Here is a 26,336-nt window from a genome sequence, read left to right as displayed (position 1 = left end):
TCACGATACTTTTTTCATCCTCATCCGACCGCTCGATATTCCACTGATCGTAAATACAGCAACGGCCAACCAAATGAACAAGAACGCGATGAAGTGAATCGATGTAAAGACGTCATTGAACAAAAAGACACCAAGAATCAACGTCAAGGTCGGTGCGATATATTGTAAAATCCCGACGTAGACAAAAGGAATTTTCGGCATCCCGTATCCGAATAACATCAATTGCACCGCAGTCGCTACGCCAAGCATGACGATGGCGAACAAGGCCTCTGTCGGGAGAGCAATCGGGTTCGCTCCTGTAATGCCAAGTGTCAACATAGCAAACGGCAACGTGACAAGTGTCTCAAGAAACAGACCGGATAACGGCTCGGCGGCTGCCTTTTTTTTGAGGACACCATAAAAAGCAAACGATATAGCAAGTGAAAACGCGATGATCGGAAACTTTCCATATCCAAACGTTAAAATCAGGACACCAGTGATGGCGCTCGCCATCGCAAGAAGCTGAGCCCGATTCAAGCGTTCACCAAAAAACAGCAATCCGAACAAGACACTGACGAGTGGATTGATGTAATAACCGAGCGAGGATTCGACGATGTATCCTTCGCCGATCGCGTACAGATACAAGGTCCAGTTTCCCCCAAGGACAAGTCCTGCCCCTAAAACGGTATTGCGTTGACGTTTACTTCGCCAGAGTTGCTTGACGTGCTTAAACTTCCCTGTCAGTCGCAGTAACAACGTAACAAAGATAAAGGCACTGATGATTCGGATTGAGACGACTGTCCAGGCCGGCACTTGATCCGCAAACAGTTTATAGATCGGTAACAATCCTCCGATCACATAGGCGACGAACGTCGCACTCATTCCCCGTTTATCCATGATGAACCCCCTTTTCCTTATATGTATACAAGTAAAGCCGCCATCATCATGGCGACTTTTTCAGCTTATTGTTGATCGAGAATCTGGAACAATGTCTTCATTTCCGACTCCGTCAAGTCGCGCCATTCCCCAATCGGTAAATCACCGAGTTCGACGTTCATGATCCGGACACGTTGCAGACGTTTGACCCGGTAACCGAATTCTTTACACATCCGGCGAATTTGCCGGTTCAACCCTTGTGTCAAAACGATTCGGAACGTCCGCGACTCGAGCTGTTCAACGACACATTCCTTCGTCGTCGTTCCAAGAATGTCGACGCCGCTCGCCATACCTTCGATAAACGTTTCCGTAATCGGTGCGTCGACCGTTACGATGTACTCTTTATCGTGGTTGTTTTCCGCACGTAAAATCCGGTTGACGATATCCCCGTCGTTCGTCAGGATGATCAGTCCGTCAGAATCTTTGTCAAGTCGCCCAATCGGGAAAATCCGTTTCGGATGATTGACGAAATCAATGATGTTCCCTTCGATGTCACGCTCTGTCGTACACGTGATCCCGACCGGTTTGTTTAAGATCAAATACTCAAGTTCCGGCTTCGCTTGTAATGGTTGTCCATCGATCTCGACGGCATCTGTTTTTTCGACCTGCGAGCCGAGCTCGGCCACGTTTCCGTTGATCGTCACACGTCCGGCATCGATTAATTTATCGGCTGCCCGCCGGGAACAATATCCTGTTTCACTGATGAATTTATTAATTCGCATAAGTTTGTGTCCTCTTTCTCTTTTATAATCTTTACTCAGTGTAGCGTATCCGTTACTTGAAAACAAAATAATTCGTCACACCAAAAATAAAGTTCGTCTTCCGGTAACCGGAAGACGAACTCATTTCAGATCGCTTGTTCTTTTAGTGTCTCCATGACACGGACAAATTGTCCGTCGTTCATTGGATAACCGGCTTTGGTAATTTTGACACGAACGAGTTGACCAATCAATGATTCGTCCCCTTCGATCGCGACACGTAAGTAATTATCGGTATAACCGACGAGACGACCGCCTGCTTCTTCCGAAAATTCTTCCGGAATGATTTCAAGCAGTTCTCCCTCGTATTTCGACGCATATTCTTTGGCCAGTTGATCCGACAAAGCAATCAAACGGGCGACACGTTGTTCTTTAACCTGCTCATCGACTTGTTCATCCATCATTGCAGCCGGTGTCCCGGTCCGTTTCGAATACGGGAAGACATGCAGTTCACTGAACTTATGATCGTTGATGAAGTTAAACGTCTCCATGAACTCTTCTTCCGTCTCGCCCGGGAAACCGACGATGACGTCAGACGTAATCGCACAATCCGGCAGAACTTCCTTCAGACGCGTAATCCGTTCTCCGAACTCTGCCATCGTATATTTCCGGCGCATCCGGCGCAAGACCGTATCCGACCCCGATTGAATCGGAACGTGGAGATGCCGGACGACGATTGGCGAATCTTTAAGAACATCCAGCACTTCATCCGTGATTTGACTTGCTTCGATCGAAGAAATCCGAAGCCGTTCGAGACCTGTCACGGATTCCAGCGCTTTTAATAATTTCGCCAAGTTGTAGTCTTTGAGGTCTTCCCCGTAACCGCCCGTGTGAATACCGGTCAGTACGATTTCCTTATAGCCCGCATCCACTAATTGTTGTGCTTGCTTCAAGACATCTTCCGGTTGACGGGAACGCATCAGACCACGTGCCCACGGAATGATACAAAACGTACAGAAGTTGTTGCAACCTTCTTGGATTTTCAGGGAAGCCCGCGTCCGGTCCGTAAATGCCGGTACGTCGAGTTCTTCATACACTTTTGCCTTCATGATGTTACCGACGGCGTTGATCGGCATCCGTTCTTCGCGGAACTGTTCGATGTAACCAATCATCTTGTGCCGATCCTGTGTTCCGACGACGACATCAACCCCTGGAATCGCCATGATTTCAGCGGGAGATGTCTGGGCATAACAACCGGTGACACAGATGACACTGTCTGGATTTTGACGGATGGCCCGTCGGATGACTTGGCGGCTCTTTTTGTCACCCGTATTTGTTACTGTACATGTATTGACGACATAAACGTCGGCATGATCTGCAAAGTCAACACGTCCATATCCCGCATCCTTGAACAGTTGCCAGACGGCTTCTGTCTCGTAATGATTGACTTTACAACCAAGCGTTTGAAAGGCAACAGTTGCCATTTCACTCACCCTTTCAATTCAAAATGATACGATACGGCGGACAGGACATAGAGTGGTGCCGTTTCCGTCCGCAAAATCCGTCGTCCGAGTGATGCCGGCACGAAACCAACATCGGTTAAACGCGATACTTCCGTTTCCGTCAGCCCACCTTCTGGACCAATCACAACCAATAAGGAATCACCGGCTTTCAACCGTGACAGCGTGGAAGCGAAGGCTGCCGCCTCCCCTTCTTTGGCTGCTTCTTCATAGGCGATCAGACACGCGGTATAATTGGCCGCGTCTTGTAGGACTTCATCATACGTCACATAGTCAACAACCGGCAAGTGCGCCCGGTACGATTGTTCGGCTGCTTCTTTGATGATTTTTTGGAGTCGTTCGATCTTTTTCGGGATTTTTTTGGCATCCCATTTTGAGACCGAGCGTGCCGATTCAAAAACAAGCAGCTGACTGACGCCAAGCTCCGTCGCTTTTTGGGCAACCAGTTCCACCTTATCCCCTTTTGGTAACGCGTATGCAATCGTCACCTGGATCGGGAGTTCCGTTTCAATCGGGAGTTCCTCGACAATCTGGGCGACGGCGGATTGTTTATCGAGCTGTTCAAGTTGACAGCGAAATAATCCCGTCCCGTCCAACACCAAAATCTCATCACCGACATCCATCCGCATGACGTTTTTCATATGATGAGCGTCGTCTTTTGACAGTGAGAAGGTATTTCCTGCACGCGCGGTCTGTTCGACGAAATATCGTTGCATCGGCTTAAGCCTCGCGTTTCGCGATAATCGCGACCCAGTCCTCGAGCTTCGTCGTCTCAACGATTGTGAACCCGGCATCGATCATTGCGTCACGCACCATGTCTTTTTTCTGACCAATGATGCCCGATGCAATGAAATGACCACCCGGCAAAGTCAGTTTATAGGCATCGTTCACGAACAATAAAATAACTTCCGCCAGGATATTGGCGACGATCAATTCGACCGGTTCTTTCAGTTCCTTCATCAAATCGCCTTGGCGGACTGTCACTTGCTGACTGACTTGATTTAATGCCACGTTGTCCGTTGCCGAACGAACCGCTACTTCATCCAAATCAAGCGCAAACACGTCTTTTGCCCCCAGTTTTGCAGCAGCAATCGCAAGGACACCGGAACCTGTTCCGACATCGACGACCCGGTCGTTGTCTTGCAGGTAATTTTCAATCGCCTGGATACAGAGGACTGTCGTCGGATGCGTTCCGGTTCCAAAAGCCATGCCCGGATCCAGTTCGATGATCTTTTCATCCGGTTGTGGTGTATAGTCCTCCCACATCGGGACGACCGTCAAATGCCGGCTGATCTTGACCGGTTTATAAAACTGTTTCCACGAATGTGCCCAATCTTCTTCATCGACTTGAGTGAGCGTGACAGTTCCTGCACCAATCGTCAGACCGAATTTTGTCAGCATTTGAATGTCACGTTCGATTCCTTTGATCGTATCCGTCAAATCGCTACTTTCTGCAAGATACGCTTTGACGAGGACACCGCTATCCGGATATTCGTCACGTTTCTTTTCATCCCAAATTTCACCGAAGTTATCTTCACGGTGTGACATCACTTCGAAATCCTCTACATCCTCGATGACGACCCCACTCGCTCCTGCTTCATGTAAGATATTCGAGACTGCCTCGATCGCTTCTTGTGTCGTATGGACACTGACTTCCGACCATTTCATTATCTGTCACGCTCCTTTAGTGATCACCCTGTAAAGAATGTTTTGATTCGGCTGAATACGCCTTCGTGTTGTTCCTCGACACCTTTTTCATCACTGATTTCATTAAATTCACGCAGTAACTCTTTTTGACGATCAGTCAGGTTTTTCGGCGTAATGATGACGACGTTGACGTATTGATCCCCCTGATGACCTGAACGGACGTTTGGCATCCCTTTGCCCCGCAGACGGAACCGTGATCCGGTTTGTGTGCCTGATGGAATCTTAAGGCTTACTTTTCCATGAACGGTCGGCACTTCGATTTCATCCCCTAGTGTCGCTTGGGCAAATGTCAGTGGCATGTCCATGACGATGTGATCATCGACCCGTTCAAACAATTCATGTTCGCGGACACGGACGACGACGTAAAGATCACCAAACGGTCCACCATTGACGCCTGCTTCTCCTTTACCAGCTAAGCGGATCTGTTGTCCGTTATCGATCCCTGCTGGAATCTTGACACGAACATCTTTGTTTTTACGGACACGACCGGCACCACGGCATGTTTCACATGGTTCTTTGACGATTTGACCTCGTCCGTGACATGTCGAACATGTCGTTTGGTTCACGACACGACCAAACATCGTGTTTTGTTCGACGTTGATGTGACCAGATCCACCACAACGCTTACACGTTTCTGGATGCGTTCCCGGTTTAGCGCCTGAACCGTGGCATGTGCCACAATCCTCTTCGACTGGAATCGTGATGACTTTCTCGACACCCGAGACAGCCTCCATGAAGTCGATTTCTTCGACATATTGCAGGTCCTGTCCTTTACGTGGTGCGTTCGGATCTTGACGACGACCGCCACCAAAGAACATATCAAAAATATCGCCAAATCCTTCAGCTCCGCTGAATCCAGCTCCACCTTGTGATGGATCTTGGTGACCAAACTGATCATAACGGGCGCGGTGATTATCGTCCGATAACACCTCGTACGCTTCAGAAAGCTCCTTGAATTTTTGATCGGCATCCGCCTCTTTATTGACGTCCGGATGGTACGTACGAGCTAACTTCCGGTAAGCTCGTTTGATTTCTGCTGCTGAGGCATCGCGCGCGACGCCCAAGACTTCATAATAATCGCGTTTTTCCACGTGCATTCTTCCTCTCTTTGGTTCCGATTCATTTCATACTGTTTGATTTTACCGAACTTCATGCGACATGGAAAGAGCCAAAGCGCGGATTACGCTTTGGCTCTCTCTAGCGCCCGAAAGATCGGTCGATTGAATTATTTGTTGTCTTTGTCGTCAACTTCTTCGAATTCAGCGTCCATGACGTTGTCATCTTGTCCACCAGCTTGTGCGCCTTCAGCGCCCGCTTGTTGTTGAGCCATGTTTTCGTAGACTTTTTGTGTCAACTCTTGAACGACTGTCGACAATTCATCTTTTGCCGTACGAATCGCTTCGACGTCTGTTCCTGCGAGTGCAGTTGTGACTTTTTCTTTTGCTGCTTCTGCTTTTTCTTTGTCTGCTGCGTCAATTTGCTCACCGAGATCTTTGACTGCTTTATCTGTCGCGAAGACGAGTTGATCGGCTTCGTTACGAAGTTCAACTTCTTCTTTACGTTTGTTATCCGCATCTGCGTTCGCTTCTGCATCTTTGACCATTTGGTCGATGTCCGCTTCAGTCAAGCCGCTTGATGATTGGATTGTAATCGATTGTTCTTTGTTCGTACCAAGATCTTTTGCTGATACGTTAACGATTCCGTTTGCATCGATATCGAATTTAACTTCGATTTGCGGCACACCACGTTGTGCTGGCGGAATGTCTGTCAATTGGAAACGACCAAGCGTTTTGTTGTCAGACGCCATCGGACGTTCGCCTTGAAGAACATGGATATCAACGGCTGGCTGGTTATCAGCAGCTGTTGAGAAGACTTGTGATTTCGAAGTCGGGATCGTCGTGTTACGATCGATCAATTTCGTCATCACGCTACCCATTGTTTCGATTCCGAGTGAGAGTGGTGTTACGTCGAGAAGGACAACATCTTTGACGTCCCCTGTTAATACGCCACCTTGAACAGCTGCTCCGAGGGCAACGACTTCATCCGGGTTAACCCCTTTGAATGATTCTTTGCCTGTGAAGTCTTGCACTGCTTTTTGAACAGCAGGAATACGAGTTGATCCACCAACGAGGATGATTTTGTCGATTTTGTCCGGTGTCATGCCAGCATCGCTGAGGGCACGACGTGTTGGTGCCATCGTCCGTTCTACGAGATCAGCTGTCAAATCGTCGAACTTCGCACGTGACAATGTCATTTCCAGGTGAAGCGGACCTGCTGCGCCAGCCGTGATGAACGGAAGACTGATTTGTGTTGAAGAGACACCTGAGAGATCTTTCTTCGCTTTTTCAGCAGCGTCTTTTAAGCGTTGAAGCGCCATTTTATCTTGGGCAAGATCGATGCCGTTGTCTTTTTTGAATTCTGCAACCAAGTGGTCGATGATTTTTTGGTCAAAGTCATCTCCACCAAGACGGCTGTCACCGGCAGTTGAAACTACTTCGAAAACACCGTCTCCAAGTTCAAGGATCGAAACGTCGAATGTACCGCCACCTAGGTCATAGATGAGGATCGTGTGGTCTTCGCCTTTTTCAAGACCGTAAGCAAGTGCTGCTGCCGTCGGCTCGTTGATGATCCGTTTGACGTCAAGACCAGCGATTGTCCCTGCGTCTTTTGTCGCTTGACGCTCAGCATCGTTGAAGTAAGCAGGAACCGTGATGACCGCTTCCGTTACTTTTTCACCGAGGTAGTCTTCTGCTTGTGCTTTGAGTTTTTGAAGAATGATGGCAGATACTTCTTGTGGTGTGTAGTCTTTGCCTTCGACTTCAACTTTATAGTCTGTACCCATGTGACGTTTGATCGACATGATTGTGTTCGGGTTTGTGATGGCTTGACGTTTTGCGACTTCCCCGACTTGACGCTCGCCGTTTTTGAAAGCAACGACAGATGGTGTCGTACGGTTTCCTTCAGCGTTTGCGATAACGACAGGCTCTCCGCCTTCCATTACTGCGACACATGAGTTTGTTGTTCCTAAGTCAATACCAATGATTTTTGCCATGATAAATTCCTCACCTTCGAATAGTTAGTTTAGTAGTGTTAAATCAGATCGTAACGTAGATTATTCTGCGACTTTGACCATACTTGGACGAATGACACGATCGTGTAATTTGTATCCTTTTTGGAATTCCGCTGTGACGACACCTGATTCGTGTTCTTCACTCGGCTCCTGAACGACTGCCTGATGCAGGTTCGGATCAAAGGCTTCTCCAACAGCTGGAATCTCAACGACGCCCTCATTTTGGAGTGTTTCCACCAATTGACGTTTGACCATCTCGACACCGGCAAGAACAGACTTTGTCTCTTCGTTATCCGATTCGATTTGAAGCGCACGGTCGAGGTTATCGACTAGTGGGAGCAATTTCTCGACGATTGCCTGAGAAGAATATTTCGCACGGTTTTCGGCTTCAATCCGGTTCCGGCGTTTAAAGTTGTCAAAATCCGCACGAAGGCGTAATTCTGATGCTTTTGCTTCCGCAAGTTGTGCCTCAAAATCAGGAGCCGGTGTTTCTTCGACGAGGTCAGCTTGAATGACCTCTTCTTCCGTTACTTCGACTGTTTCTGTTGCTTGTTCGGTAACTTCTTCATTATTATTGAGGTTTTGATTCTGCTCTTTTTTTTCCACTCTGAATCGAGCCCCTTTCTATATTCAATCCAAGCTGTTTTTACGCAACTCGGTTTGGAATGCTTGGAGAAGATGAATGATCGAATTGATGCCTCGATTGTAATCCATCCGTTTTGGACCAATCAGCGCAAGTGTGCCAAGCGAAATCCCATCTACGGAATAATGCGCACGAATCACACTACAGTCCTTCAGGGCATCGACATTGTTTTCACTACCGATCGTAATCAAAATCTGATTATCGAGATTCGGACTCAAGAAATCAAACAATGCTTCCTGTTGTTCAATCAACTCAAGGACAGGTCGCAACTTGGCGACATCTTGAAATTCTGGTTGGTCAAACATATTTGCTTTGCCCCCCAAATAAATCAACGGGCGTTCGTTGTCTTGGTCCATCAAGACGATATCAAGTGCTTTTGACAGCAAGGTCGTCTGTTCCGAATGTTCGGAACGAAAACGTCTGATTTCTTCTAGCAGACGTACACGAAGTTGACTCAGCGGTGTCCCGCGCAACGTTTGGTTCAACCTTTGCATCAGGCGACTTGCCGCCTCTCGTGAAAGTGCTTCTGCTAACTGAAGGGTTTTATGTTCGACATGTCCCGTTTCGGTCACGAGAACGATGACGACACGTCCTTCCGCTAACGGAATTAACTCTAAATGATGGAGGCGTTGCCCTTCTTCTTTTGGTCCTAATACAAGCGTCGTATAATGGGTCAATTCGCTCAACAGGTCCGCTGTATGTCTGATCAACCGATCATTTTCATTCACGGAATGGGCAAATAACGATTTTAATGCTTTTGCCTCTTGCGGTGAGATGCTTTCCGGACGTATCAGATGATCGACATAAAATCGATATCCAAGCTCGGATGGGATTCGGCCAGCAGATGTATGTGGCTTTTCAATCAATCCCATTTCTTCGAGGTCCGCCATCTCATTTCGAATGGTCGCGGAACTGAACGTCACGTCACTCCGTTTCGAGAGCGTCCGTGAGCCGACGGGTTGAGCGGTTTTGATATAATCATCGACGATTGCACGTAAAATCAACAATTGGCGATCCGTCAGCACCTTCTTCACCACCTTATTTTGTTAGCACTCACTTTTAACGAGTGCTAATTACATCTTTACTATAAGGAATCCTCGAAATGATGTCAACCAATTTGCTGAACCCTTTGAAGAGTTTCCCATTCTGCGATACAGTGAAACAAACAACTAAAAGGAGGAGTGAGATGTTAGAACTGTTTGCAATGGCCGGCGTGTTCGTCTGGATTTTCATCGCAGTCCTTGGAACCACGGCATACTTCTTGCGAAAATCCAAAAAATAAAACGGCGTCTGCATACTTTCGTATGAACGCCGTTTTGTTGTCGAAATTAAACCTGTCATCGTGCTGGTTTTTCGTTATTCAATTTCCGCTTCCCCGATGAACTCCGCAAACACTTCATTGGCGAGCGGTACACCCGCATCCGTCAAGCGGATGTGTGTCGCTGTCCGCTCGACTAATCCGCGTGGCAATAACTTCGCAATCGTTTTCCCAAACACTTTTTCGAGGGACAGTCCGTACTTGCCTTCGAAATGTTTCTCGGATACGCCTTCCTTCATCCGGAGACCAAGAAACATCTCCTCTTCCATCCGTTCGACTATCGTCAACGGTGTTTCATTACGGACCGGTAAGCCTTCCGCTTTGATGTAGTGTGGAATCGGCGCAATGTTCGCCCGACGTGTCTGATTGATGTAACTGTGGGAACCAGCCCCAAATCCGTAGTATTCGTCATTCTCCCAGTAAACCCGGTTATGACGACTTTCCCGATTCGGTAAGGAGAAGTTCGAGATTTCATATTGTTTTAATCCGCCCGCTTCAATCGTCTCGATCATCAAGCGATACATATCGGCTTCTAAATCTTGCGTCGGCAAGGGCAATTTTCCTTTCCGTTCTTGAATCGCAAAGACCGTATGCGGCTCAAGGATCAAGGAATAGGATGAAATATGGGTGATCGGTAAACGTAAGGCCCGTTCGACATCATATTTAACTTGTTCGAGCGTTTGATTCGGTAGTCCGAACATCAGATCAACGGAGATGTTATCAAACCGTTTTGCTGCGTGATCAAGTGTTTCTGCGACTTTGGCCTCCCGGTGTGTCCGTCCGATCCGCTCGAGCAATCCGTCGTCAAACGACTGGACTCCAAAACTGACCCGGTTGACCCCTCCCGCTTTCATGATGTCGAGTTTTTCGGGTGAGACGCCGTCCGGGTTCGATTCGACCGTATATTCAAGCGTCTCATCCGTTAACGGAAGCAAATGTTTTGTAATGATGTCCATCAACCGTTGCATCTGCGGTTCATTCAACGCGGTCGGCGTTCCTCCGCCGATGAAAATCGTTTCGAGGCGGTCGGTTGGGTACTGCTGTAACGTCAGTTCGATCTCCCGTTCTAACGCATCGAGATACTCGGCGACCGGTTGGTTTTTTAAAAAGACTTTATTAAAGTCACAGTAATAACAAATATGTTCACAAAATGGAATGTGGACATATGCGGCGCGTGGTGTCATTTCGCCTCATCCTTTCTTTACTTAAACAGAAAAAGGGTGCGTTAGACGCCCCCTTGGTTTATTTCCTTAATCTTCATCCATCGATAGAACCGACATGAAGGCTTCTTGCGGTACTTCTACCGAGCCTACCATCTTCATGCGTTTCTTACCTTCTTTTTGCTTCTCAAGCAATTTACGTTTCCGTGAAATATCTCCACCATAACATTTCGCTAGAACGTTTTTCCGCAACGCTTTAATTGTCGAGCGGGCGACAATCTTCGTTCCGACGGCCGCTTGAATCGGTACTTCAAACTGCATCCGTGGAATCAATGCTTTTAATTTATCAACGATGACCTTGCCTCGTTCATACGCAAAATCACGGTGAACGATGAAGCTCAAGGCATCGACGTTTTCGTTGTTCAAGAGGATGTCCATCTTGACGAGACGTGACTGCTGGTACCCGATCAATTCATAGTCAAGTGATGCATATCCTTTTGTACTCGATTTCAGCTGATCAAAGAAATCATAGACGATTTCCGACAATGGGAGTTCGTATGTGATTTTGACCCGTGCCGTATCGATATATTCCATATCGACGAACGTCCCACGTTTCTTTTGACACAGCTCCATGATCGCCCCGACATAATCGTTTGGCGTCATGACGGCCGCTTTGACGTACGGCTCTTCGATGAACTCGACTTTTTGTTGTTCCGGCATTTTCGACGGGTTATCGACGTGGAGAACTTCCCCAGCCGTCGTCGTCACATGATAAATAACCGATGGCGCCGTCGTGATCATATCGATGTTAAATTCACGTTCGATCCGTTCCTGAATGATTTCCATGTGAAGCATACCAAGGAAACCACAACGGAAACCAAATCCAAGAGCCTGTGATGTTTCCGGCTCGAATTCGAGGGCCGCATCACTCAACTGAAGACGTTCAAGCGCTTCACGTAAATCATTGTAACGTGCTGCATCAATCGGATAGAGACCACAGTACACCATCGGATTCATTTTCCGATAGCCCGGTAAGGCCTCAGTAGCTGGCTGTTTCGCAAGCGTGATCGTATCTCCGACCCGGACATCTCCAACCGTTTTGATAGACGCAGATAATGTTCCAACGTCTCCGACCGTTAATTCCTTCTGACGAAGTGGTTTTGGTGTCGATACGGCCAGTTCAAGGACTTCAAAATCTTTTCCTGTCGACATCATGCGAATCTTATCACCGATTTTCACCGTCCCGTTGACGACACGAATCGATGCCACGACACCACGATAGGCGTCATAATACGAATCAAAGATCAACGCTTCGAGTGGTGCTTCCGGATTTCCTGTTGGTGCCGGAACTTTTGCAACGATTTGTTCGAGAATCTCTTCGATTCCGATTCCGGCTTTCGCCGACGTCGGAACAGCTTCAGACGCATCGAGTCCGATGACGTCTTCGATTTCTTGACGGACACGTTCTACATCCGCCGACGGTAAATCGATTTTATTGATGATCGGCAAGATTTCTAAATCGTTATCAAGCGCCAAATAGACGTTGGCAAGCGTCTGGGCTTCGATTCCTTGCGCCGCATCGACGACGAGTACAGCACCTTCACAAGCAGCAAGCGAGCGTGATACTTCATATGTGAAGTCGACATGTCCCGGTGTATCGATCAGATGGAGGATATATTCCTCACCATCTTTTGCCGTATACTTCAACTGGACGGCATTCAATTTAATGGTAATTCCACGTTCACGTTCTAAGTCCATCGCATCCAGCGTCTGATCTTTCATTTCGCGTGATGTCAAAGCACCTGTTTTTTCTAAAATACGGTCTGCAAGCGTCGATTTCCCGTGGTCAATATGGGCGATGATCGAGAAATTTCGAATACTTTTTTGCCGCTTTAAACGGTCTGCATTATTCATGTTTATAGTCACCTTACCTTATAGTCAAACGTACATACGCTTCATTATACCAAAAATCACACGGGGTGTACCATCTCGTTTTGTTTTCCCAAAAAACAAAAATCCAAAGAAACACTAGAGCTGTTATTGCTTTTAAGAAAAACGTTTGCTACAATTGTGTTTGTTCTGTTGAACGATAAATGCAGATATGCGAATATAAATCTCGAATGAGTTTTCTTGGAGGTGAATCATCCATGGCTAACATTAAATCAGCAATCAAGCGTGTTAAAACAGCTGAAAAACGCCGCGTCGCTAACGTACAACGTAAATCGTCTATGCGTTCAGCAATCAAAGCAGTCGAAACTTTCGCTACTGAAGGCAACAAAGAGCAAGCGCTCGTAGCTTTCAACACAGCGTCTAAGAAAATCGACAAAGCTGCTGCTAAAGGTCTTATCCACAGCAACAAAGCTGGTCGTGACAAATCACGTCTCGCTCGACTCGTAAACGCACTTTAATTCTTTTTTTGAAGAATACAGTGATCGATCACCACTCGGAGCTTGCTCCAGTGGTGATTTTTTTATGTCTAAAAACCACCTGGACAGAGTTCTGTCAGGTGGTTGTCTTCAAGCTTTAAATCGATCGACCATCACATGATGCGGGCCAATCCCTTCGATTTCAAATGATTCACTTGCGATGGTCAGCCCGATCTGCTCGTAGAACGGAACTGCCACAAGTCGGGCATTACACCACCAACCACGAGCTTCTCTTTTGACTAACACATTTCGTGCTTCTTCGAGCAATGCCTTCCCGAACCCTTCTCCCCGAACATCAGGACTCGTCGCCATCCCGCGCAGCTGATACGTTATTTCAGAATCTTGTTCAAACGAACATTTTGAAAATGTACCAATTGCAACAATACACCCATTTTTGATTCCACCGAGATGGAATGTTTCTTCCGCATGGTCATCCGGATAGATACATGCTTCGATGGGTTGATGCGGACGTAAGACTTCATGTCGAAGCGGAATCACTTCGGATGCTTGGATCATTCGAATTTCCACATGATCTCCTCCTTACAAAGTTGCTAATCGAACGACAAGCGCATCAAATAAAATGCGTTTATCGCCTCGTCCAGTCTTCATCCCTTCGTCCGTCGTCGTGATGGCAATCAAGGCTTGTTCGAGCTGGGCGAACGTAAATCGTTTTCCAGATTGTAATGCTAGTTTGATGGCATAAGGATGGGCACCGACTTTCGAAGCGATTTGTCGCTCTCCATAACCTTGCTCGGCCAACCGTTTCGCCAAGAGCATCATCCGGTATTGACGCGCCATCAATCCAAGTAAAGCCAATACTTCCTGACCTTGCTTCTCTAAATCACGGATCAAACGAATCGCCGGTTCGAGTTGACGTTTCATCAAATAATCGGTCAATTGAAATACATTGTCTTCCAACGTCCGCGGGACAAGTAGATTCACATCCTCCAGCTCAATCGTCGGATGATCTCCAGCATACAGCATCAATTTATCGAGTTCATGTGTCAGCGTCGCCCACATCTCACCCGTCAAAAAAATCAGTCGTTCGATGGCCGGGCGTTCCATCCGGTATCCTTTGTCATTAACCGTATCCATCACAAAACGAAATAATTCTTCCATTGTTGGTTTTTTGGCTTCAAGCAATACCGCACGATCTTTTAGACGTTTGACGATTGTCTTACGTTCATCCAGTTTCTCGGCCTCGACAATCAGGACGACGATCGCATAATCAGCTGGTTTGACGATGTATTCCGCTAACCGGTCGACGTTATGTGTTTTTTTATCTTTTGCTCCCGTTAAAAAAGTCGCCGGCTTTGCAATGACGACACGGTAGTCACTCAAAAAAGGAACGGTTTCTGCTTCATCGAGTACGGCATCGAGCGGCTGGTCGTTCAGATCGATTTTCATATAATCAAACCGCTCGCCGTCCGGCAAGGCAGCTTTAACGATTTCACGTTCCCATTCTTCCAAAAGGTGCCGTTCTGTTCCGTATAATAAATAAAGGTTCGCCAATTTTCCGTTGACAAGCCAAGGAGTTTTCATCTTCCCCACCACATTTCACAGTTTGTTCTTAACTTCATCATAGATAATCCTCTTTTATTCCGCTATACTAGAAGCGGAATCTATTTTTAGGGGGAATGCAGCATGGCACATTCAGTACGCCCACCAAGTGAGAATGCGTTTGAAAACGATATTCAATCAAAACGTAATGACGCGCTTGACTCTGCCGTCGGTTTTGGCGCATCGTTCGGTTTTTTCGCAGTCTTGTTCATCATTGGCGTTGTAATCAAATTCTTAAGTCTATAATCACTAAAACAGCAACCTTGGGGGGTTGCTGTTTTTTATTTTAGCATAGGTTCACAACCTGTTGCTGAACAAGTTATCATTCCTTCTTGATCGGTCCGCATGATGGTCCGACCTCTTATTCGCTCCAGTACTTCTGCATGGGGATGACCATACCGATTGTTTCGTCCGGATGAAATGATGACGATCTCCGGGTCAGTCCGTTCCAACAATTCTTTTCCTGTCGATGTCTTTGAACCATGATGTCCGGCTTTCAGGATGTCTACTTTCCCGACTGACCACTCCTCCTCTTGATCGACACTGGCATCTCCTGTCAATAAAACTCGCTTTCCTGCGACATCGGCCAGCAGGACGATCGAACGGTCGTTTTCTTCATCCTCACTCCCTCGCGGAGCAAGGACACGCAACCAGGGGCGAATCCGTTGCCCGGATCGGACGAATTCAACTCGTGTCCCCGTCGCTTCAATCGTTTTGACCAATTCTTGTCGTTTCTCGTCTTCGTTATCGTATCGTCCAAGGTAAATCGTATCAACCTGTACTTTCTGCAGTAGTCCGACAAGACCACCGACATGGTCGTGATCGGCGTGAGTCAGGACCAAACCGTCAATTTGCTTCTCGGATCGTGTATACAAAAAAGGAGCGACGATTTGCCCACCTGGATCGAAGGGGCGTAAAGGAGGGCGTTTCGAGAGTGAATACGCACCGCCTGTATCGACAACAAACGTCTCCCCGTCTTTTTCGACGACCGTACTGTCCCCTTGTCCGACATCAAGAAAGGTAATCCGTTCCCCTGTCCGTACATCCATCCACGTACTCGCTAATGCGAGACAAAGTAGCGGGATCACATGCCCGAACCATTTGCGTTCAGCTACCCACCACCCCGAAAACACACCAGCTACGACAGCCGTCCAGAGCGGGAGTGGTAACAGATGCAGTGCTAGCGAAGACAACGGTAATCGTTCTACCCATGCTAAGGACTGATCGAGTAATGAAATGGCTTGACCATGAAGAGGAATGATCGTCGTCGACGTTGGCAGCAAGATGGTCGCACTCGCGAGAAATGACAGCGGTAGGATGATCCATTCAATCCATCCCCCTAAGACGATATTCAACACTGGAGACCAGACGGAAAGTTCCGTCTGCTCCGTTAGTTGTAAAAACAGGCTCGTCATGACTTGTGCCCACATACTGATCAACAACCAGTTCCACGGACGAGGGATGCCTTCCCACAAGTTACGGGACAATAAGAGAAAAATCGTTAACCCCACCGTCAATTGAAAACCAATATCATATAAGCTCGTAAAGGAGACCGCTAATTGAAGGGACGCTACCCAAGCAACGACCATCAAAGGGTCCGGTCGGCGGCTGATACGATAGCAAAACAAGAGGAACATCGCGACACATACAGCACGTGTCACCGGAGCACTCCATTCCGTCAACCAACCGTACAGCGGTAACAATGCTAAGAGGAACTCGTATCGACGCTCCCGTGTCAATCGGAGCTTCTTTAAGACCCATAACATCGTCCAAATCAAAAACGCGATGTGTGAGCCGGAAATCACGATGGCGTGGAGTAATCCAAACTTCTTGAAACGCTCTAGCGTCGTCTGATCCATCAGACGGTCTTCTCCTAAGACAAGTGCTTCGATATAAAGGGCTTGTTTGATGGGAAGTTGCTCAATCTGCGCCATCCATCGTTGTCGAATACGGCGTCCGTTCGCTTCATATCCCGGTGTCTCGGAACAGTCTCCCCACTGTTCGACCTCATACTTCCCTCGTAACTGTTCTGTCCGCATCCAGCGCGCTTCATCAAAACCACCCTCGTTCATCCTCGGCAGGACAGGTACTTCTTTTAGCGTCACCTCACAGCGTTGCCCAATCCGTTCGTAATCAAGATGCGTTGCGTCATCAAGCGTTGCCGCGACGATGATTGTTTGTGTTTGCGCTTCTGCCAGATAACGAATCCGGTCTCCGTTCTGTTTGGCATCAAGGATGTCGATGGCTGTGATTTCCGTTAATGCGGGAGGCGTGACGACATGAAACAGGAAAAGCAGACTCAATCCACAGATTGTCAGTAGATGAAACATCGACAACGACCACGATTTGAGGACCCCGATGCTTGCGAGCACCGCGACGAACCAGAGGGATTCTTTGCAGGCAATGAGTAGAATGATAAAAAACAAAGGAAATAGAGGCATTAGTAGACGATCAAATAGGCTTTCAGATTTTCCAACGTCTTTGGTCCAAATCCTTTGACGTCCCCTAAATTTTCATATGTCGCAAATCCACCCTTATCCTCTCGGTATTGTAAAATCGCAGTTGCTTTCGCCGGACCGATACCAGGGACTTCTAATAACTGTTCTTCCGTCGCCGCATTCAAGTCAAGCAGTCCTTTCGGGACATCAGCCGCCGCTTTTTTCGGTGATTTGGACTTCGATGATTTCCCTTTCTGTTTAGTCGGAACAATCAACTCCTGACCGTCAATTAAACGTGCGGCTAGATTCAATTGATGGATGTCCGCTACCGCTGTCACATCTGCTCGTTTAATGGCATCTTGAACCCGGTCCCCGAGACGGAAGGAATACGGTCCGGGATGTTTTACGGCCCCTTTGATGTCGACCATGATTTTTTTTTGGAGAAGCTGCTCTTCTGATTGATCTTCCGCCTGTGCATCCTGTTCATGCTTGACAATCGCTGGTTTTTCAACAAGCGCTTCGTTCGAACAAGAAGGCAGCGGAACGAATAATACGATAAGTAGTAATACGACTACTGCTCCAGTAGCAAATTGTTGTAAGCGTGGAATCGTCATCAGTACCCCTCCTGTCTTTCGACTGTATCAATTTTTCCGCGACCATCGTTTTTCGTTAACTTCTTTTTCTCCCCCGTCTCTTGAAGGCTACTCGGCATTTGTCCGTCCTTAGGGGCGATTATTTGCGGCTATTAGCGATTAACGCAAAAAAAACCATCAACCTGGACTTGGTTGATGGTCTTGGCAAATCTTATAGTTTTTCAGCGACGAAAAAGATGCGCTCAGCTGTCTCGGTCGGAGCATCGGACGTAAAGTCGCCCGTCACCGCACGCACACGGAAACCCGCCTCGCGTAACCAGGTGATGTACTGCTCAGGTCGATACGTCCGTTGGTGATGCGTTTCGTCGACACGGTCATATCGTCCATCTTCCCCTTCAATGAAAAACGTCAGTTCATGGACGACGGACAACGGAGACTCACCGGGATCGGCAAACCAAATATACGAACTTTGTTCGGCATGGGTCGCATATGTTTTCCCGTTGAAAAGGGTCTCCATCTTATGTGGCGAATGGACATCAAATAACAACAATCCACCGTCCTGCAGCAAACGTGCCATACTCTCAAACGTCTGTTTAACATCTGCTTCTGTTTGCAGATAATTCAACGAGTCGCACAAAATCGTAATCGCATCGACCGGTGCCGGCAGTTCGAGTTCCCGCATGTCCTGAACCCAAAAGTCAATATGTCGTCCTGTTTCCATTGCCTTTTCTTGAGCGATTTCAAGCATTTCCTCTGACAAATCGACGCCTGTGACATCGTAATGATCGGCGAGTAACAACGTCGCTGTTCCCGTACCACAACCAATATCAGCAACCGTTTTCCCTGGCTCCACATGTTTACGGACCCACGCCACCCACTCGGGGTACGGAACATCTTGCATCAGTTCGTCATAGACATACGCAAACTGTTCGTACGCCATTAGTCGATCTCGACTTCTACTTTAGGAGCATCTGCCCATAATTTCTCGAGGTTGTAATAGTCACGGTCATCGCGGTGGAACACATGGACGACGACGTTTTCAAGGTCAGCGAGGACCCAACGTGCCGCATCCATTCCTTCGAGTCGTTTGATCGGCAATTCGTTTTTGTGAGCAACTTCTTTTACTTCACGTGCAATCGCTTGGACTTGTTTTTCGGAGTTCCCTTCACAGATGACGAAGTAATCCGCAATCGGTGAAATTTTCGACATGTCGAGTACGACGATGTCCTCGGCACGTTTATCATCAATAGCATTTACGATTAATTTTAATTCTTGTTCGACTGTCATAAGACGGTCCCCTTTCGTTTTTCCGCGACGAACGCATTGTACGTCTCAATCGTCAACGGAAAAATCACTGTTTGTTTTTTACATAAAAATTCAATCGTCTGCACAAGTGTCGCAATGACCGCTTGCGTCAAATCTTTTTGTGCAATCTGCCGGAGTTGTTCGACACCCGGATAATTCCGGTTCGGTTCAATGGCATCCGCAACGAAAATCACTTGATCGAGTAACGGCATATTAGGCGCACCCGTCGTATGATTCGCAATCGCCTGATAGATGGACGTATCCTCGATTCCAAGCTCACGCTTGACGAGTTCTGCCCCAATCGGTGCATGCAGTAATTCATCGTCATACATCAATAAATCATCCAAACCCAGCTCGGTTGCTATCGTACGCATATAGGATACATTCCGATACTTGGCGTAGTCATGTAACATTGCGGCTAATGCGGCCTGCTCTTTTGAAACTCCATTTTGTTGCGCCAGTTGAATCGCCGTCTCGACGACCCCTAACGTATGAATGTACCGTTTCTCCGGTAATGTCTGTTCAATGATTTGTTTGGCTTCTTCAAGTCGCATAGAGTTTCCACTCCTCGATTAATTGTCGGACCGGTTCCGGTACAAGATAACGAATGCTGCGTCCTCTTGCGACCCGTCGCCGGATATCGGTCGAGGATACTTCAAGCAACGGCATATCGACGGCTGTGACCCGGGCACCCTCCGGTATTAAATACCGACTTCCCGGACGGGCAACAGCCCCAAAGTGAATTTCTTCATACAATTCTTCCGCCCGGTACCAAGTATCTAGATTGACTAACGAATCGGCGCCTAACAAAAAAAAGAAATCCTGTTCCGGATACCGACTCTTTAGTTCACGAATCGTATCAAATGTATACGACTTCGCTTCACGTTCAAATTCAATATCCGATACAAAAAAGGCTTCATTGGACTGAATCGCGGCTTGAACGAGCTGAAGTCGTTTCGTTGCACTCGTGATTGCCGCTTGTTTATGCGGCGGAAGTTTTGCCGGCAAAAACCAGACCGCATCGAGTCCAAGTTGTTCCTTCGCTTGTTCTGCGATCAACAGGTGTCCGATATGCGGCGGGTCAAATGTCCCGCCCATCAGACCAATCTTCATCGTGGTAATTGAAGTGTCTTATTCTCTTTCGACTCTTTGTAGAGAACAATGACCTTACCGATGACTTGTACCAGTTCTGCATTTGTTCCGTCAACGAGTTCCGCCGCGACATCTTTTGGTGCTTCCGCACAGTTTTGCAAGACTTGTACTTTCAATAATTCACGTTTTTCGAGTGCGTCCATCAAATCAGCACACATCGCTTCACCGACTCCATTTTTTCCAACTTGGAAAATCGGGCTTAAATCGTGGGCAGTTGCCCGTAAATACCGTTTTTGTTTACCTGTTAACATCTTATGATTCCTCCAATTGCTTTCTAATCACCTGTTCGCCAAGTGCGAGATCAGGTTTTTGACCAGTGAAACGTTCAAACGCTTCAGCTGCTTGTAGTACGAACATCAAGACACCATCTAATGTAGCAAGTCCGCTTGCGGTTGCTTCACGCAAGAGACGGGTCGGAGTCGGTCGATAAATAATATCACAAATCAAGGCCGTCGTCTCTGTCAACTCGATCGGCATTGCTTCAAGATTAGGCGCCATTCCGACCGATGTCGTATTGATGACGACATCGTACGGTGTTAAATCTACGACCGTCGACCACGGAATACTGTTACATCCCAATTCAGTCGCGACCTGTTGCGCCGTCGCATCCGTCCGATTCATGACAGTCACACGCCCGGATAACGCCGGAATGATTCCACGGGCTGCTCCACCGGCACCAATTACCAATAGATTCGTTGTCGTCGTTCCCTGCGTAGCTAAGGCACGCGCAAATCCGATTCCATCTGTATTGGCCCCAACCAGTTCCTCCCCATCCCAATAGACCGTATTGACCGCTCCTGCACGCGCAGCAGCAGGCTCTAAGCGATCGAGAAAGGGAATGATCGCCGTTTTATATGGAATCGTGACATTGATTCCATCCAACTGCCGATTTCGTAATCGCATGACAAGTGATTCTAATGCGTCTGCTTCGACATCCACCATGGTATAACAGCCGAAAAGCCCAGCCGCCTTCAGCCATGTTTCGTGCAACATGGGTGAAAGTGAATGGGCAATCGGATGACCGATGACAGCAAAATGCATCAGACAAGCGCCTCACGTAACGAGACGGCAACACCTTTTGGTGCGTAGGCAGCAACTCGTCCGCCTTTTCCGTGAACAGCAACCCAGCCAAGTCCACTGAAGACGATATCCGTCTTCATGTTGTCGCGGAGACTGAACTCGTGTCGAACGAGCGGAGGAAGCATCTCAAGCGTTTTCTCATTCGGAGGGGACAACAGTTCTCCATTATGATTCGCATACAAATCGTCCGCTTTATCGAGCTTCGTCCGATGGACCTTCAAGTCGTTCGACATGTAAATGACGAATGACCGTTTGTTTCCTTCCATGTAGTCAAGACGAGCTAGACCACCGAAGAACAATGTTTGTTGCGGATGGATTTGGAACACTTGCGGCTTGATTTCTTTTTTAGGCGTAATCAATTTCAAGTCTCTTCCGTCCACATAATGCGCCATCTGATGATGGTTGATGATTCCTGGCGTGTCGTAAAGGTTACAGTTATCATCGAGTGGGATGTCAATCAGATCAAGCGTCGTTCCCGGGAAGTGACTGACTGTGATGACCGCCTCTTCTTCTTCCCCGAATCGTTTGATGACTTGATTGATTAAAGTCGATTTACCGACGTTCGTACAGCCGACGACATAGACGTCGCGTCCTTTGCGGTAATAATCGATTTTTTCTGCAAGTTCGTCCACGCCGTGTCCTTTTTTCGCACTGATCAGATGGACATCTACTGGGCGTAATCCAAGTTCTTTCGATGTTTGGCGCATCCAGTTCATCAGGCGATTCGGATTAAGTGACTTCGGTAAGAGATCGGCTTTGTTTCCGACCAATAATACATCATTTTTTCCGACAAAACGATGTAAGCCCGGTAACCAACTTCCGTTGAAATCAAAAATATCAACGATTTTGACGACAAGTGCATCTTTTTGACCGATTCCATCTAAGATTTTGACAAAATCATCGTCCGTTAATGCGACGTCTTGAATTTGGTTGTAGTGCTTGAGTTTAAAACAACGTTGGCAGATGACCATTTCACGGTCAAGTGCAGATTTAGGCGCATAACCAGGTGCTTTCGGATCCTCTGTTTGGATCGCGACACCACAGCCTGCGCAATTGATTTCTTCCATGTGTGTGTTGAGCCGCATCGGGAACTTTCCCTTCTCTATTCAACGTAGCGCCCTGCTCGCCACTCCAAGAGCGTAACTTCCGACCTTTTGCCGTACATGCTGCGACTACTGCCTATCCTTTCATCTACCGGTATGACAGGGTCATTGTTGCTTATCTTGACGAATCGCTTCAATTGGATGTTTTAACACTGCTGGATCCTCTTTGACACGTTGCGTCAATTTATAGATCCCTTTACGCTTCATCCGTCGAAAAATCACGCGTTCCATCAGGCGATTAAATTTTGTGACGACACCGTCTGTTTTGACGACGGGTTGAACATGGATCACTTCGATACCTACTGAATTTGCGCCTAACACATCCGTAAACAGTTGATCCCCAAGGAAGACAACTTCCTTCGCGTGATAACCGAATTCCGTCAGCGCCCGTTTGAAACCGATCGGTAATGGTTTACGTGCCGGTGCAATATAATGTAGGCCAAGTGGATCCGCAAACTTCTTGACTCGATCGCCGTTGTTATTCGAGACGATGATGACGTCAAATCCATATTGGTTATTCACCATATCGAGCCATGACACCAATTCGTCTGGAGCATCGGCAATATTCCAAGCGACAAGTGTATTATCGAGATCCGTTAAAATTGCTTTGACACCGTTTCGTTTTAACATTTCTAAGTCGATATCATAAATCGATGCCACGAAATGTTTTGGATAAAGTCGTTTAAACACGAATAAAACCTCCAGATAATGGTCTAGCTCTATAGTTAAGTTTAAGAAACAGTTATGTTCTTATCGTTCGATTATAGCACAATCAATTTGATAGAGCGACGACCAAACGAAAAGGGATTAACCCAAAAGTAATCCCCTTTCCCTTCCATCCGTCTTTCTCTGCACGAGATGCGTGAACCGAGTGATTTTTCCTAGACGAGAACAGTGTGGCAGATTTTAATCCGCCACACTGTTCTCGTCTAAAAATAACTTTTAAGTCCACTGCCTGCATCATCGACTCTTAATAATAGCGAATCCACAAATAGAGTTGCGATAAAATCAGTGTCACGAGTGTGATCGGCGCTCCGTACAGTAAGAATCGTCCATACGTGAATTTCTCCCCTTGTCGCGTGGCTAACCCTGCCACGATAACATTGGCAGATGCACCAATCAGTGTCCCGTTCCCACCCAAGCAGGCTCCAAGCGACAGCGACCACCATAACACCTCGACTTGTTGACTGTCCGGCGATAGACCGATTCCCGTCGCCACATCGTTGATGAGCGGGATCATCGTTGCAACAAATGGGATGTTATCAATCGTCGCACTTGCGATTCCGGATAACCAAAGAACGGCAGTCGCGGTCGTCTCGATGTCCCCCCCCGTCAAGTTGATCGTTTTTTCAGCCAGATAACGAATAATACCGACTTCTTGAATCCCTCCAACCAAAATGAACAGACCTGCAAAGAAGAAAATTGTCGTCCATTCAATACGAGCAAACACTTCCTCCAGCTGATGATCGTTTTCGATCGTCAGTACCATCAGAATGGTTGCTCCAAGCATCGCGATTGCAGGTGCCTCAAGATGAATCCCGATTCGATCCAGTAATGGATGGAGAACGAATAAAGCGATGGTGCTCACAAGCACGATGCTGCTGCGTAAAACCAGTTTACGGCTGATGATGTAACTGTTTTCATCAATTTCCATCAGCTTTTGTTGATTTTCTGGTTCGACATGCAATTGTTTCCGGAAAATCAAATATAAAATGCCGAGTGTGACGAGTGTGATGAACACAATAATCGGTGCCAAATTCCACAAAAAAGAATTAAATGTCAAATGCGGATTCGCAGCACCAATCATGATATTCGGTGGATCACCAATCAGCGTCGCCGTTCCACCGATGTTCGCAAACAAGACTTCTGCTAGCAGAAACGGAAACGGTTTGATTTTCAAGACTTTTGTAATCGAGAATGTAATCGGAACAATTAAGAGGACGGTCGTGACATTATCTAAAAATGCCGACCCAAATGCCGTCAATACCGACAACATAATTAAAATCTTAATGGGGTCTCCCTTTGTCCGTTTCGCTGCCCGAATCGCAATGTATTCGAACACTCCCGATTGATTGGCAATCGTGACGAGAATCATCATCCCAATCAGCAAAACGATTGTTCCCCATTCGACGTACTCGAACAGGGCGGACTCGAGATCAACGATTCCGAAAATGACCATCGTCAACGCTCCTAGTAAGGCGACGATGGCACGACTCATTTTTTCACTAATAATAAACGCGTATGTCACTAAAAAAATCAATAAAGCCACATAAATTTGAATCGATGAGTTCGTCATTTCTGTGAACATCAACGTCTGCATGACAAATCCCCCCTTAGGCATGACAGGACGCTCTCCTAGTACGCAGAGAACGCCCCGTGTTTATGAATTCCAGTATCCGATTCGTTGGCCCATCAAAACCGGACCTGTAATGTCGTCTGCTAACGTGACAGCATCTTTCGGACAGATCAAGACGACCGTCGAACCGAACGAAAAATAACCAAACTCATCGCCACGTTCGACTTCACGACGTGGGTTCGTCTGAACGATCGTGTTGACGTTCAATGCTCCGACCATGACGTGTTCGAGTGCGTGTTTTCCTTGGGTAATTCGGGTCACACGTCGGTAGTTTCGTGTCAACGGACGTTTCCCATACTCGAGTCCCAGCTCATTGACAGGCGCTGAATCGCGTCCTAACGTATAACTTGTCCGAACCATGCCATCGATCGGTACATGGACGCGGTGGTAGTTTTGCGGACTGAGATAAAAGATCATGACACGTCCGCCAACGTAATTCTGAGCTTCGTGGTGCGAACCAAGTAACTCTGACACGGAATAGCTTTGATCCTTTACCACAAACCGACTGTCTTCCGTCAAATCATCGACGACGGATAACATACCGTCACACGGACTGACGAAGGCGTTCGGAGACGCGTCGATCGGACGGGCATCTTCTTTTAAGTGTCGGACAAACAAGTCGTGTAAGGTTTTATATGAATCAAGCGGTTGGTCTGCTTCTTGCATCTGCAGGTCATACATCTTTACGAACGGTTGGATCAATGGTCGACTCGCTGGACTCATGGCAAATCGCCGTAATTGTTTCGCAACTACTGGATGTCCGTTCAACTCAAACAGTTGAGTAAAAAACCATTTTTTAATCATTTAAATCACCTGACGATTCTTCTTCTGAATTTTTAACGTCTTTACCGGCAAAAAATTCTTTATACGCTTCTTCTGTCTGCTCACCGGATACCCGGCTGACTTCTTTCCCATCTTTGAAATGAACGACAGTTGGCGTCCCTTCGATGGCAAACGTATCCCAAGCCGACTGCTCAACTGCAAGATCGATTTGTTCGAACGGAATATCCTGCTTCTCGCCGAGCGGCACTAAGTACGGTTTTACTTTTTCACAATGGACGCATCCCGTCTGATAAAAGTACGTGTAGAACTCATCTCCGGATTGCAGTTTATCGGACACTTGACTTGCAGTTAAGTTTCCGTTTTTAGAAGCCGAATCTTCTCGGTCCATGAACAGTAACAGGCTCGCTCCGAGTAAGACGATTAGCGCAATGACACCAGCTGTAATCCAATTGGCTTTTGATTGCGGTTTTTTTGTTGGTTTGACACGGTTAGACTTCTTTGACACATCG

Annotated in this window: 28 protein-coding genes; 2 read left to right on the top strand and 26 right to left on the bottom strand. The window is 47.2% G+C overall.

Going from position 1 to position 26,336, the window contains the following annotated elements:
• The 11 genes from rarD to lepA all read right to left on the bottom strand — a co-directional run bounded on the left by rarD (nucleotide 1) and on the right by lepA (nucleotide 12,945).
• Nucleotides 1-876 (bottom strand): EamA family transporter RarD, encoded by an 876-nt coding sequence (rarD, locus tag BLD48_RS00450; protein WP_071498483.1) that lies wholly within the window; start codon nucleotides 874-876, stop codon nucleotides 1-3.
• A 65-nt stretch (nucleotides 877-941) separates the two neighbouring features.
• The gene (gene rluF / locus BLD48_RS00445) at nucleotides 942-1,637 is read right to left on the bottom strand and encodes a 23S rRNA pseudouridine(2604) synthase RluF (protein WP_014969772.1); all 696 of its coding nucleotides are present in this window, start codon (nucleotides 1,635-1,637) and stop codon (nucleotides 942-944) included.
• A gap of 125 nt (nucleotides 1,638-1,762) precedes the next feature.
• Nucleotides 1,763-3,097 carry a tRNA (N(6)-L-threonylcarbamoyladenosine(37)-C(2))-methylthiotransferase MtaB gene (gene mtaB, locus BLD48_RS00440; protein WP_071498482.1) on the bottom strand — a complete coding sequence of 445 codons (1,335 nt, stop codon included), beginning with the start codon at nucleotides 3,095-3,097 and terminating at the stop codon, nucleotides 1,763-1,765.
• A 5-nt stretch (nucleotides 3,098-3,102) separates the two neighbouring features.
• Nucleotides 3,103-3,849: a 16S rRNA (uracil(1498)-N(3))-methyltransferase gene (locus tag BLD48_RS00435; RefSeq protein ID WP_071498481.1), complete on the bottom strand. Its 747-nt coding sequence runs from the start codon at nucleotides 3,847-3,849 to the stop codon at nucleotides 3,103-3,105.
• A gap of 4 nt (nucleotides 3,850-3,853) precedes the next feature.
• The gene (prmA, locus tag BLD48_RS00430) at nucleotides 3,854-4,801 is read right to left on the bottom strand and encodes a 50S ribosomal protein L11 methyltransferase (protein WP_071498480.1); all 948 of its coding nucleotides are present in this window, start codon (nucleotides 4,799-4,801) and stop codon (nucleotides 3,854-3,856) included.
• A gap of 23 nt (nucleotides 4,802-4,824) precedes the next feature.
• Nucleotides 4,825-5,931: a molecular chaperone DnaJ gene (gene dnaJ / locus BLD48_RS00425; protein ID WP_071498479.1), complete on the bottom strand. Its 1,107-nt coding sequence runs from the start codon at nucleotides 5,929-5,931 to the stop codon at nucleotides 4,825-4,827.
• Nucleotides 5,932-6,065: 134 nt separating this feature from the next.
• Nucleotides 6,066-7,892: a molecular chaperone DnaK gene (gene dnaK, locus BLD48_RS00420; protein ID WP_071498478.1), complete on the bottom strand. Its 1,827-nt coding sequence runs from the start codon at nucleotides 7,890-7,892 to the stop codon at nucleotides 6,066-6,068.
• A gap of 60 nt (nucleotides 7,893-7,952) precedes the next feature.
• Complete coding sequence (grpE, locus tag BLD48_RS00415; protein ID WP_071498477.1) at nucleotides 7,953-8,516, bottom strand: nucleotide exchange factor GrpE; 564 nt, start codon at nucleotides 8,514-8,516, stop codon at nucleotides 7,953-7,955.
• A 24-nt stretch (nucleotides 8,517-8,540) separates the two neighbouring features.
• Nucleotides 8,541-9,578 carry a heat-inducible transcriptional repressor HrcA gene (gene hrcA, locus BLD48_RS00410; RefSeq protein ID WP_071498476.1) on the bottom strand — a complete coding sequence of 346 codons (1,038 nt, stop codon included), beginning with the start codon at nucleotides 9,576-9,578 and terminating at the stop codon, nucleotides 8,541-8,543.
• 331 nt (nucleotides 9,579-9,909) lie between these two features.
• On the bottom strand, nucleotides 9,910-11,055 hold the full coding sequence (hemW, locus tag BLD48_RS00405; protein WP_071498475.1) for a radical SAM family heme chaperone HemW: 1,146 nt from the start codon (nucleotides 11,053-11,055) through the stop codon (nucleotides 9,910-9,912).
• Nucleotides 11,056-11,121: 66 nt separating this feature from the next.
• On the bottom strand, nucleotides 11,122-12,945 hold the full coding sequence (gene lepA, locus BLD48_RS00400) for a translation elongation factor 4 (RefSeq protein ID WP_071498474.1): 1,824 nt from the start codon (nucleotides 12,943-12,945) through the stop codon (nucleotides 11,122-11,124).
• Between the two features lie 233 nt (nucleotides 12,946-13,178).
• Between lepA and rpsT the strand changes: the two genes are divergently transcribed.
• Nucleotides 13,179-13,439, top strand: coding sequence for a 30S ribosomal protein S20 (rpsT, locus tag BLD48_RS00395; RefSeq protein WP_012369681.1), 261 nt, complete (start codon nucleotides 13,179-13,181; stop codon nucleotides 13,437-13,439).
• Between the two features lie 108 nt (nucleotides 13,440-13,547).
• Here the strand turns inward: rpsT and BLD48_RS00390 are convergent, their stop codons facing one another.
• Nucleotides 13,548-13,985, bottom strand: a complete 438-nt coding sequence (locus BLD48_RS00390; protein ID WP_071498473.1) for a GNAT family N-acetyltransferase — start codon at nucleotides 13,983-13,985, stop codon at nucleotides 13,548-13,550.
• A gap of 12 nt (nucleotides 13,986-13,997) precedes the next feature.
• The gene (holA, locus tag BLD48_RS00385) at nucleotides 13,998-14,999 is read right to left on the bottom strand and encodes a DNA polymerase III subunit delta (RefSeq protein WP_071498472.1); all 1,002 of its coding nucleotides are present in this window, start codon (nucleotides 14,997-14,999) and stop codon (nucleotides 13,998-14,000) included.
• A 102-nt stretch (nucleotides 15,000-15,101) separates the two neighbouring features.
• Between holA and BLD48_RS00380 the strand changes: the two genes are divergently transcribed.
• Nucleotides 15,102-15,263: a YqzM family protein gene (locus BLD48_RS00380; RefSeq protein WP_012369678.1), complete on the top strand. Its 162-nt coding sequence runs from the start codon at nucleotides 15,102-15,104 to the stop codon at nucleotides 15,261-15,263.
• Between the two features lie 35 nt (nucleotides 15,264-15,298).
• Here the strand turns inward: BLD48_RS00380 and BLD48_RS00375 are convergent, their stop codons facing one another.
• The 13 genes from BLD48_RS00375 to BLD48_RS00315 form a co-directional block, all read right to left on the bottom strand.
• A complete protein-coding gene (locus BLD48_RS00375; RefSeq protein ID WP_236629891.1) occupies nucleotides 15,299-17,443 on the bottom strand; it encodes a DNA internalization-related competence protein ComEC/Rec2 in 2,145 nt (714 codons plus the stop codon).
• Between the two features lie 14 nt (nucleotides 17,444-17,457).
• Complete coding sequence (locus BLD48_RS00370; protein ID WP_071498470.1) at nucleotides 17,458-18,069, bottom strand: ComEA family DNA-binding protein; 612 nt, start codon at nucleotides 18,067-18,069, stop codon at nucleotides 17,458-17,460.
• A 190-nt stretch (nucleotides 18,070-18,259) separates the two neighbouring features.
• Entirely contained in the window at nucleotides 18,260-18,988 is a 729-nt protein-coding gene (locus BLD48_RS00365) for a class I SAM-dependent DNA methyltransferase (protein ID WP_071498469.1), read from the bottom strand.
• Entirely contained in the window at nucleotides 18,988-19,335 is a 348-nt protein-coding gene (gene rsfS, locus BLD48_RS00360) for a ribosome silencing factor (RefSeq protein WP_014969755.1), read from the bottom strand. The genes BLD48_RS00365 and rsfS overlap by 1 nt, the downstream gene beginning before the upstream one ends.
• Complete coding sequence (gene yqeK, locus BLD48_RS00355) at nucleotides 19,332-19,907, bottom strand: bis(5'-nucleosyl)-tetraphosphatase (symmetrical) YqeK (protein ID WP_071498468.1); 576 nt, start codon at nucleotides 19,905-19,907, stop codon at nucleotides 19,332-19,334. Before yqeK ends, rsfS begins: the two co-directional genes overlap by 4 nt.
• Entirely contained in the window at nucleotides 19,897-20,466 is a 570-nt protein-coding gene (gene nadD / locus BLD48_RS00350) for a nicotinate-nucleotide adenylyltransferase (protein ID WP_071498467.1), read from the bottom strand. The genes yqeK and nadD overlap by 11 nt, the downstream gene beginning before the upstream one ends.
• Entirely contained in the window at nucleotides 20,463-20,756 is a 294-nt protein-coding gene (gene yhbY / locus BLD48_RS00345; RefSeq protein WP_071498466.1) for a ribosome assembly RNA-binding protein YhbY, read from the bottom strand. The genes nadD and yhbY overlap by 4 nt, the downstream gene beginning before the upstream one ends.
• Nucleotide 20,757: 1 nt before the next feature.
• Nucleotides 20,758-21,546: a shikimate dehydrogenase gene (gene aroE, locus BLD48_RS00340; RefSeq protein WP_071498465.1), complete on the bottom strand. Its 789-nt coding sequence runs from the start codon at nucleotides 21,544-21,546 to the stop codon at nucleotides 20,758-20,760.
• Entirely contained in the window at nucleotides 21,546-22,652 is a 1,107-nt protein-coding gene (gene yqeH, locus BLD48_RS00335; RefSeq protein WP_014969750.1) for a ribosome biogenesis GTPase YqeH, read from the bottom strand. The genes aroE and yqeH overlap by 1 nt, the downstream gene beginning before the upstream one ends.
• A gap of 141 nt (nucleotides 22,653-22,793) precedes the next feature.
• Nucleotides 22,794-23,378, bottom strand: a complete 585-nt coding sequence (locus tag BLD48_RS00330) for a YqeG family HAD IIIA-type phosphatase (RefSeq protein WP_014969749.1) — start codon at nucleotides 23,376-23,378, stop codon at nucleotides 22,794-22,796.
• A gap of 280 nt (nucleotides 23,379-23,658) precedes the next feature.
• Nucleotides 23,659-25,008, bottom strand: a complete 1,350-nt coding sequence (locus BLD48_RS00325; RefSeq protein WP_369825730.1) for an ArsB/NhaD family transporter — start codon at nucleotides 25,006-25,008, stop codon at nucleotides 23,659-23,661.
• 60 nt (nucleotides 25,009-25,068) lie between these two features.
• Nucleotides 25,069-25,848, bottom strand: coding sequence for a phosphatidylserine decarboxylase (locus tag BLD48_RS00320; protein ID WP_083412205.1), 780 nt, complete (start codon nucleotides 25,846-25,848; stop codon nucleotides 25,069-25,071).
• Complete coding sequence (locus BLD48_RS00315) at nucleotides 25,841-26,332, bottom strand: thioredoxin family protein (protein WP_071498464.1); 492 nt, start codon at nucleotides 26,330-26,332, stop codon at nucleotides 25,841-25,843. The genes BLD48_RS00320 and BLD48_RS00315 overlap by 8 nt, the downstream gene beginning before the upstream one ends.
• Between the last annotated feature and the right edge of the window lie 4 nt (nucleotides 26,333-26,336).

This window comes from Exiguobacterium sp. KRL4 (genome assembly GCF_001870785.1).
GTDB lineage: Bacteria > Bacillota > Bacilli > Exiguobacteriales > Exiguobacteriaceae > Exiguobacterium_A.
Note: the sequence above shows the minus strand (reverse complement) of the source record. Positions and strands in the feature narration are given on the sequence as shown.

What these genes read in the sequence shown, in the direction of transcription:
- BLD48_RS00325 (WP_369825730.1), bottom strand. Translation starts at nt 25,008, where the DNA reads ATGCAGACGTTGATGTTCACAGAAATGACGAACTCATCGATTCAAATT.
- BLD48_RS00365 (WP_071498469.1), bottom strand. Translation starts at nt 18,988, where the DNA reads ATGGCGTACGAACAGTTTGCGTATGTCTATGACGAACTGATGCAAGAT.
- nadD (WP_071498467.1), bottom strand. Translation starts at nt 20,466, where the DNA reads ATGAAGATTGGTCTGATGGGCGGGACATTTGACCCGCCGCATATCGGA.
- rluF (WP_014969772.1), bottom strand. Translation starts at nt 1,637, where the DNA reads ATGCGAATTAATAAATTCATCAGTGAAACAGGATATTGTTCCCGGCGG.
- rsfS (WP_014969755.1), bottom strand. Translation starts at nt 19,335, where the DNA reads ATGACAGTCGAACAAGAATTAAAATTAATCGTAAATGCTATTGATGAT.
- holA (WP_071498472.1), bottom strand. Translation starts at nt 14,999, where the DNA reads ATGAAAACTCCTTGGCTTGTCAACGGAAAATTGGCGAACCTTTATTTA.
- rpsT (WP_012369681.1), top strand. Translation starts at nt 13,179, where the DNA reads ATGGCTAACATTAAATCAGCAATCAAGCGTGTTAAAACAGCTGAAAAA.
- mtaB (WP_071498482.1), bottom strand. Translation starts at nt 3,097, where the DNA reads ATGGCAACTGTTGCCTTTCAAACGCTTGGTTGTAAAGTCAATCATTAC.
- BLD48_RS00370 (WP_071498470.1), bottom strand. Translation starts at nt 18,069, where the DNA reads ATGACGATTCCACGCTTACAACAATTTGCTACTGGAGCAGTAGTCGTA.
- lepA (WP_071498474.1), bottom strand. Translation starts at nt 12,945, where the DNA reads ATGAATAATGCAGACCGTTTAAAGCGGCAAAAAAGTATTCGAAATTTC.
- yhbY (WP_071498466.1), bottom strand. Translation starts at nt 20,756, where the DNA reads ATGTTAACAGGTAAACAAAAACGGTATTTACGGGCAACTGCCCACGAT.
- BLD48_RS00435 (WP_071498481.1), bottom strand. Translation starts at nt 3,849, where the DNA reads ATGCAACGATATTTCGTCGAACAGACCGCGCGTGCAGGAAATACCTTC.
- BLD48_RS00320 (WP_083412205.1), bottom strand. Translation starts at nt 25,848, where the DNA reads ATGATTAAAAAATGGTTTTTTACTCAACTGTTTGAGTTGAACGGACAT.
- prmA (WP_071498480.1), bottom strand. Translation starts at nt 4,801, where the DNA reads ATGAAATGGTCGGAAGTCAGTGTCCATACGACACAAGAAGCGATCGAG.
- yqeH (WP_014969750.1), bottom strand. Translation starts at nt 22,652, where the DNA reads ATGGAAGAAATCAATTGCGCAGGCTGTGGTGTCGCGATCCAAACAGAG.
- dnaK (WP_071498478.1), bottom strand. Translation starts at nt 7,892, where the DNA reads ATGGCAAAAATCATTGGTATTGACTTAGGAACAACAAACTCATGTGTC.
- aroE (WP_071498465.1), bottom strand. Translation starts at nt 21,546, where the DNA reads ATGCATTTTGCTGTCATCGGTCATCCGATTGCCCATTCACTTTCACCC.
- BLD48_RS00380 (WP_012369678.1), top strand. Translation starts at nt 15,102, where the DNA reads ATGGCACATTCAGTACGCCCACCAAGTGAGAATGCGTTTGAAAACGAT.
- rarD (WP_071498483.1), bottom strand. Translation starts at nt 876, where the DNA reads ATGGATAAACGGGGAATGAGTGCGACGTTCGTCGCCTATGTGATCGGA.
- yqeK (WP_071498468.1), bottom strand. Translation starts at nt 19,907, where the DNA reads ATGCGACTTGAAGAAGCCAAACAAATCATTGAACAGACATTACCGGAG.
- hemW (WP_071498475.1), bottom strand. Translation starts at nt 11,055, where the DNA reads ATGACACCACGCGCCGCATATGTCCACATTCCATTTTGTGAACATATT.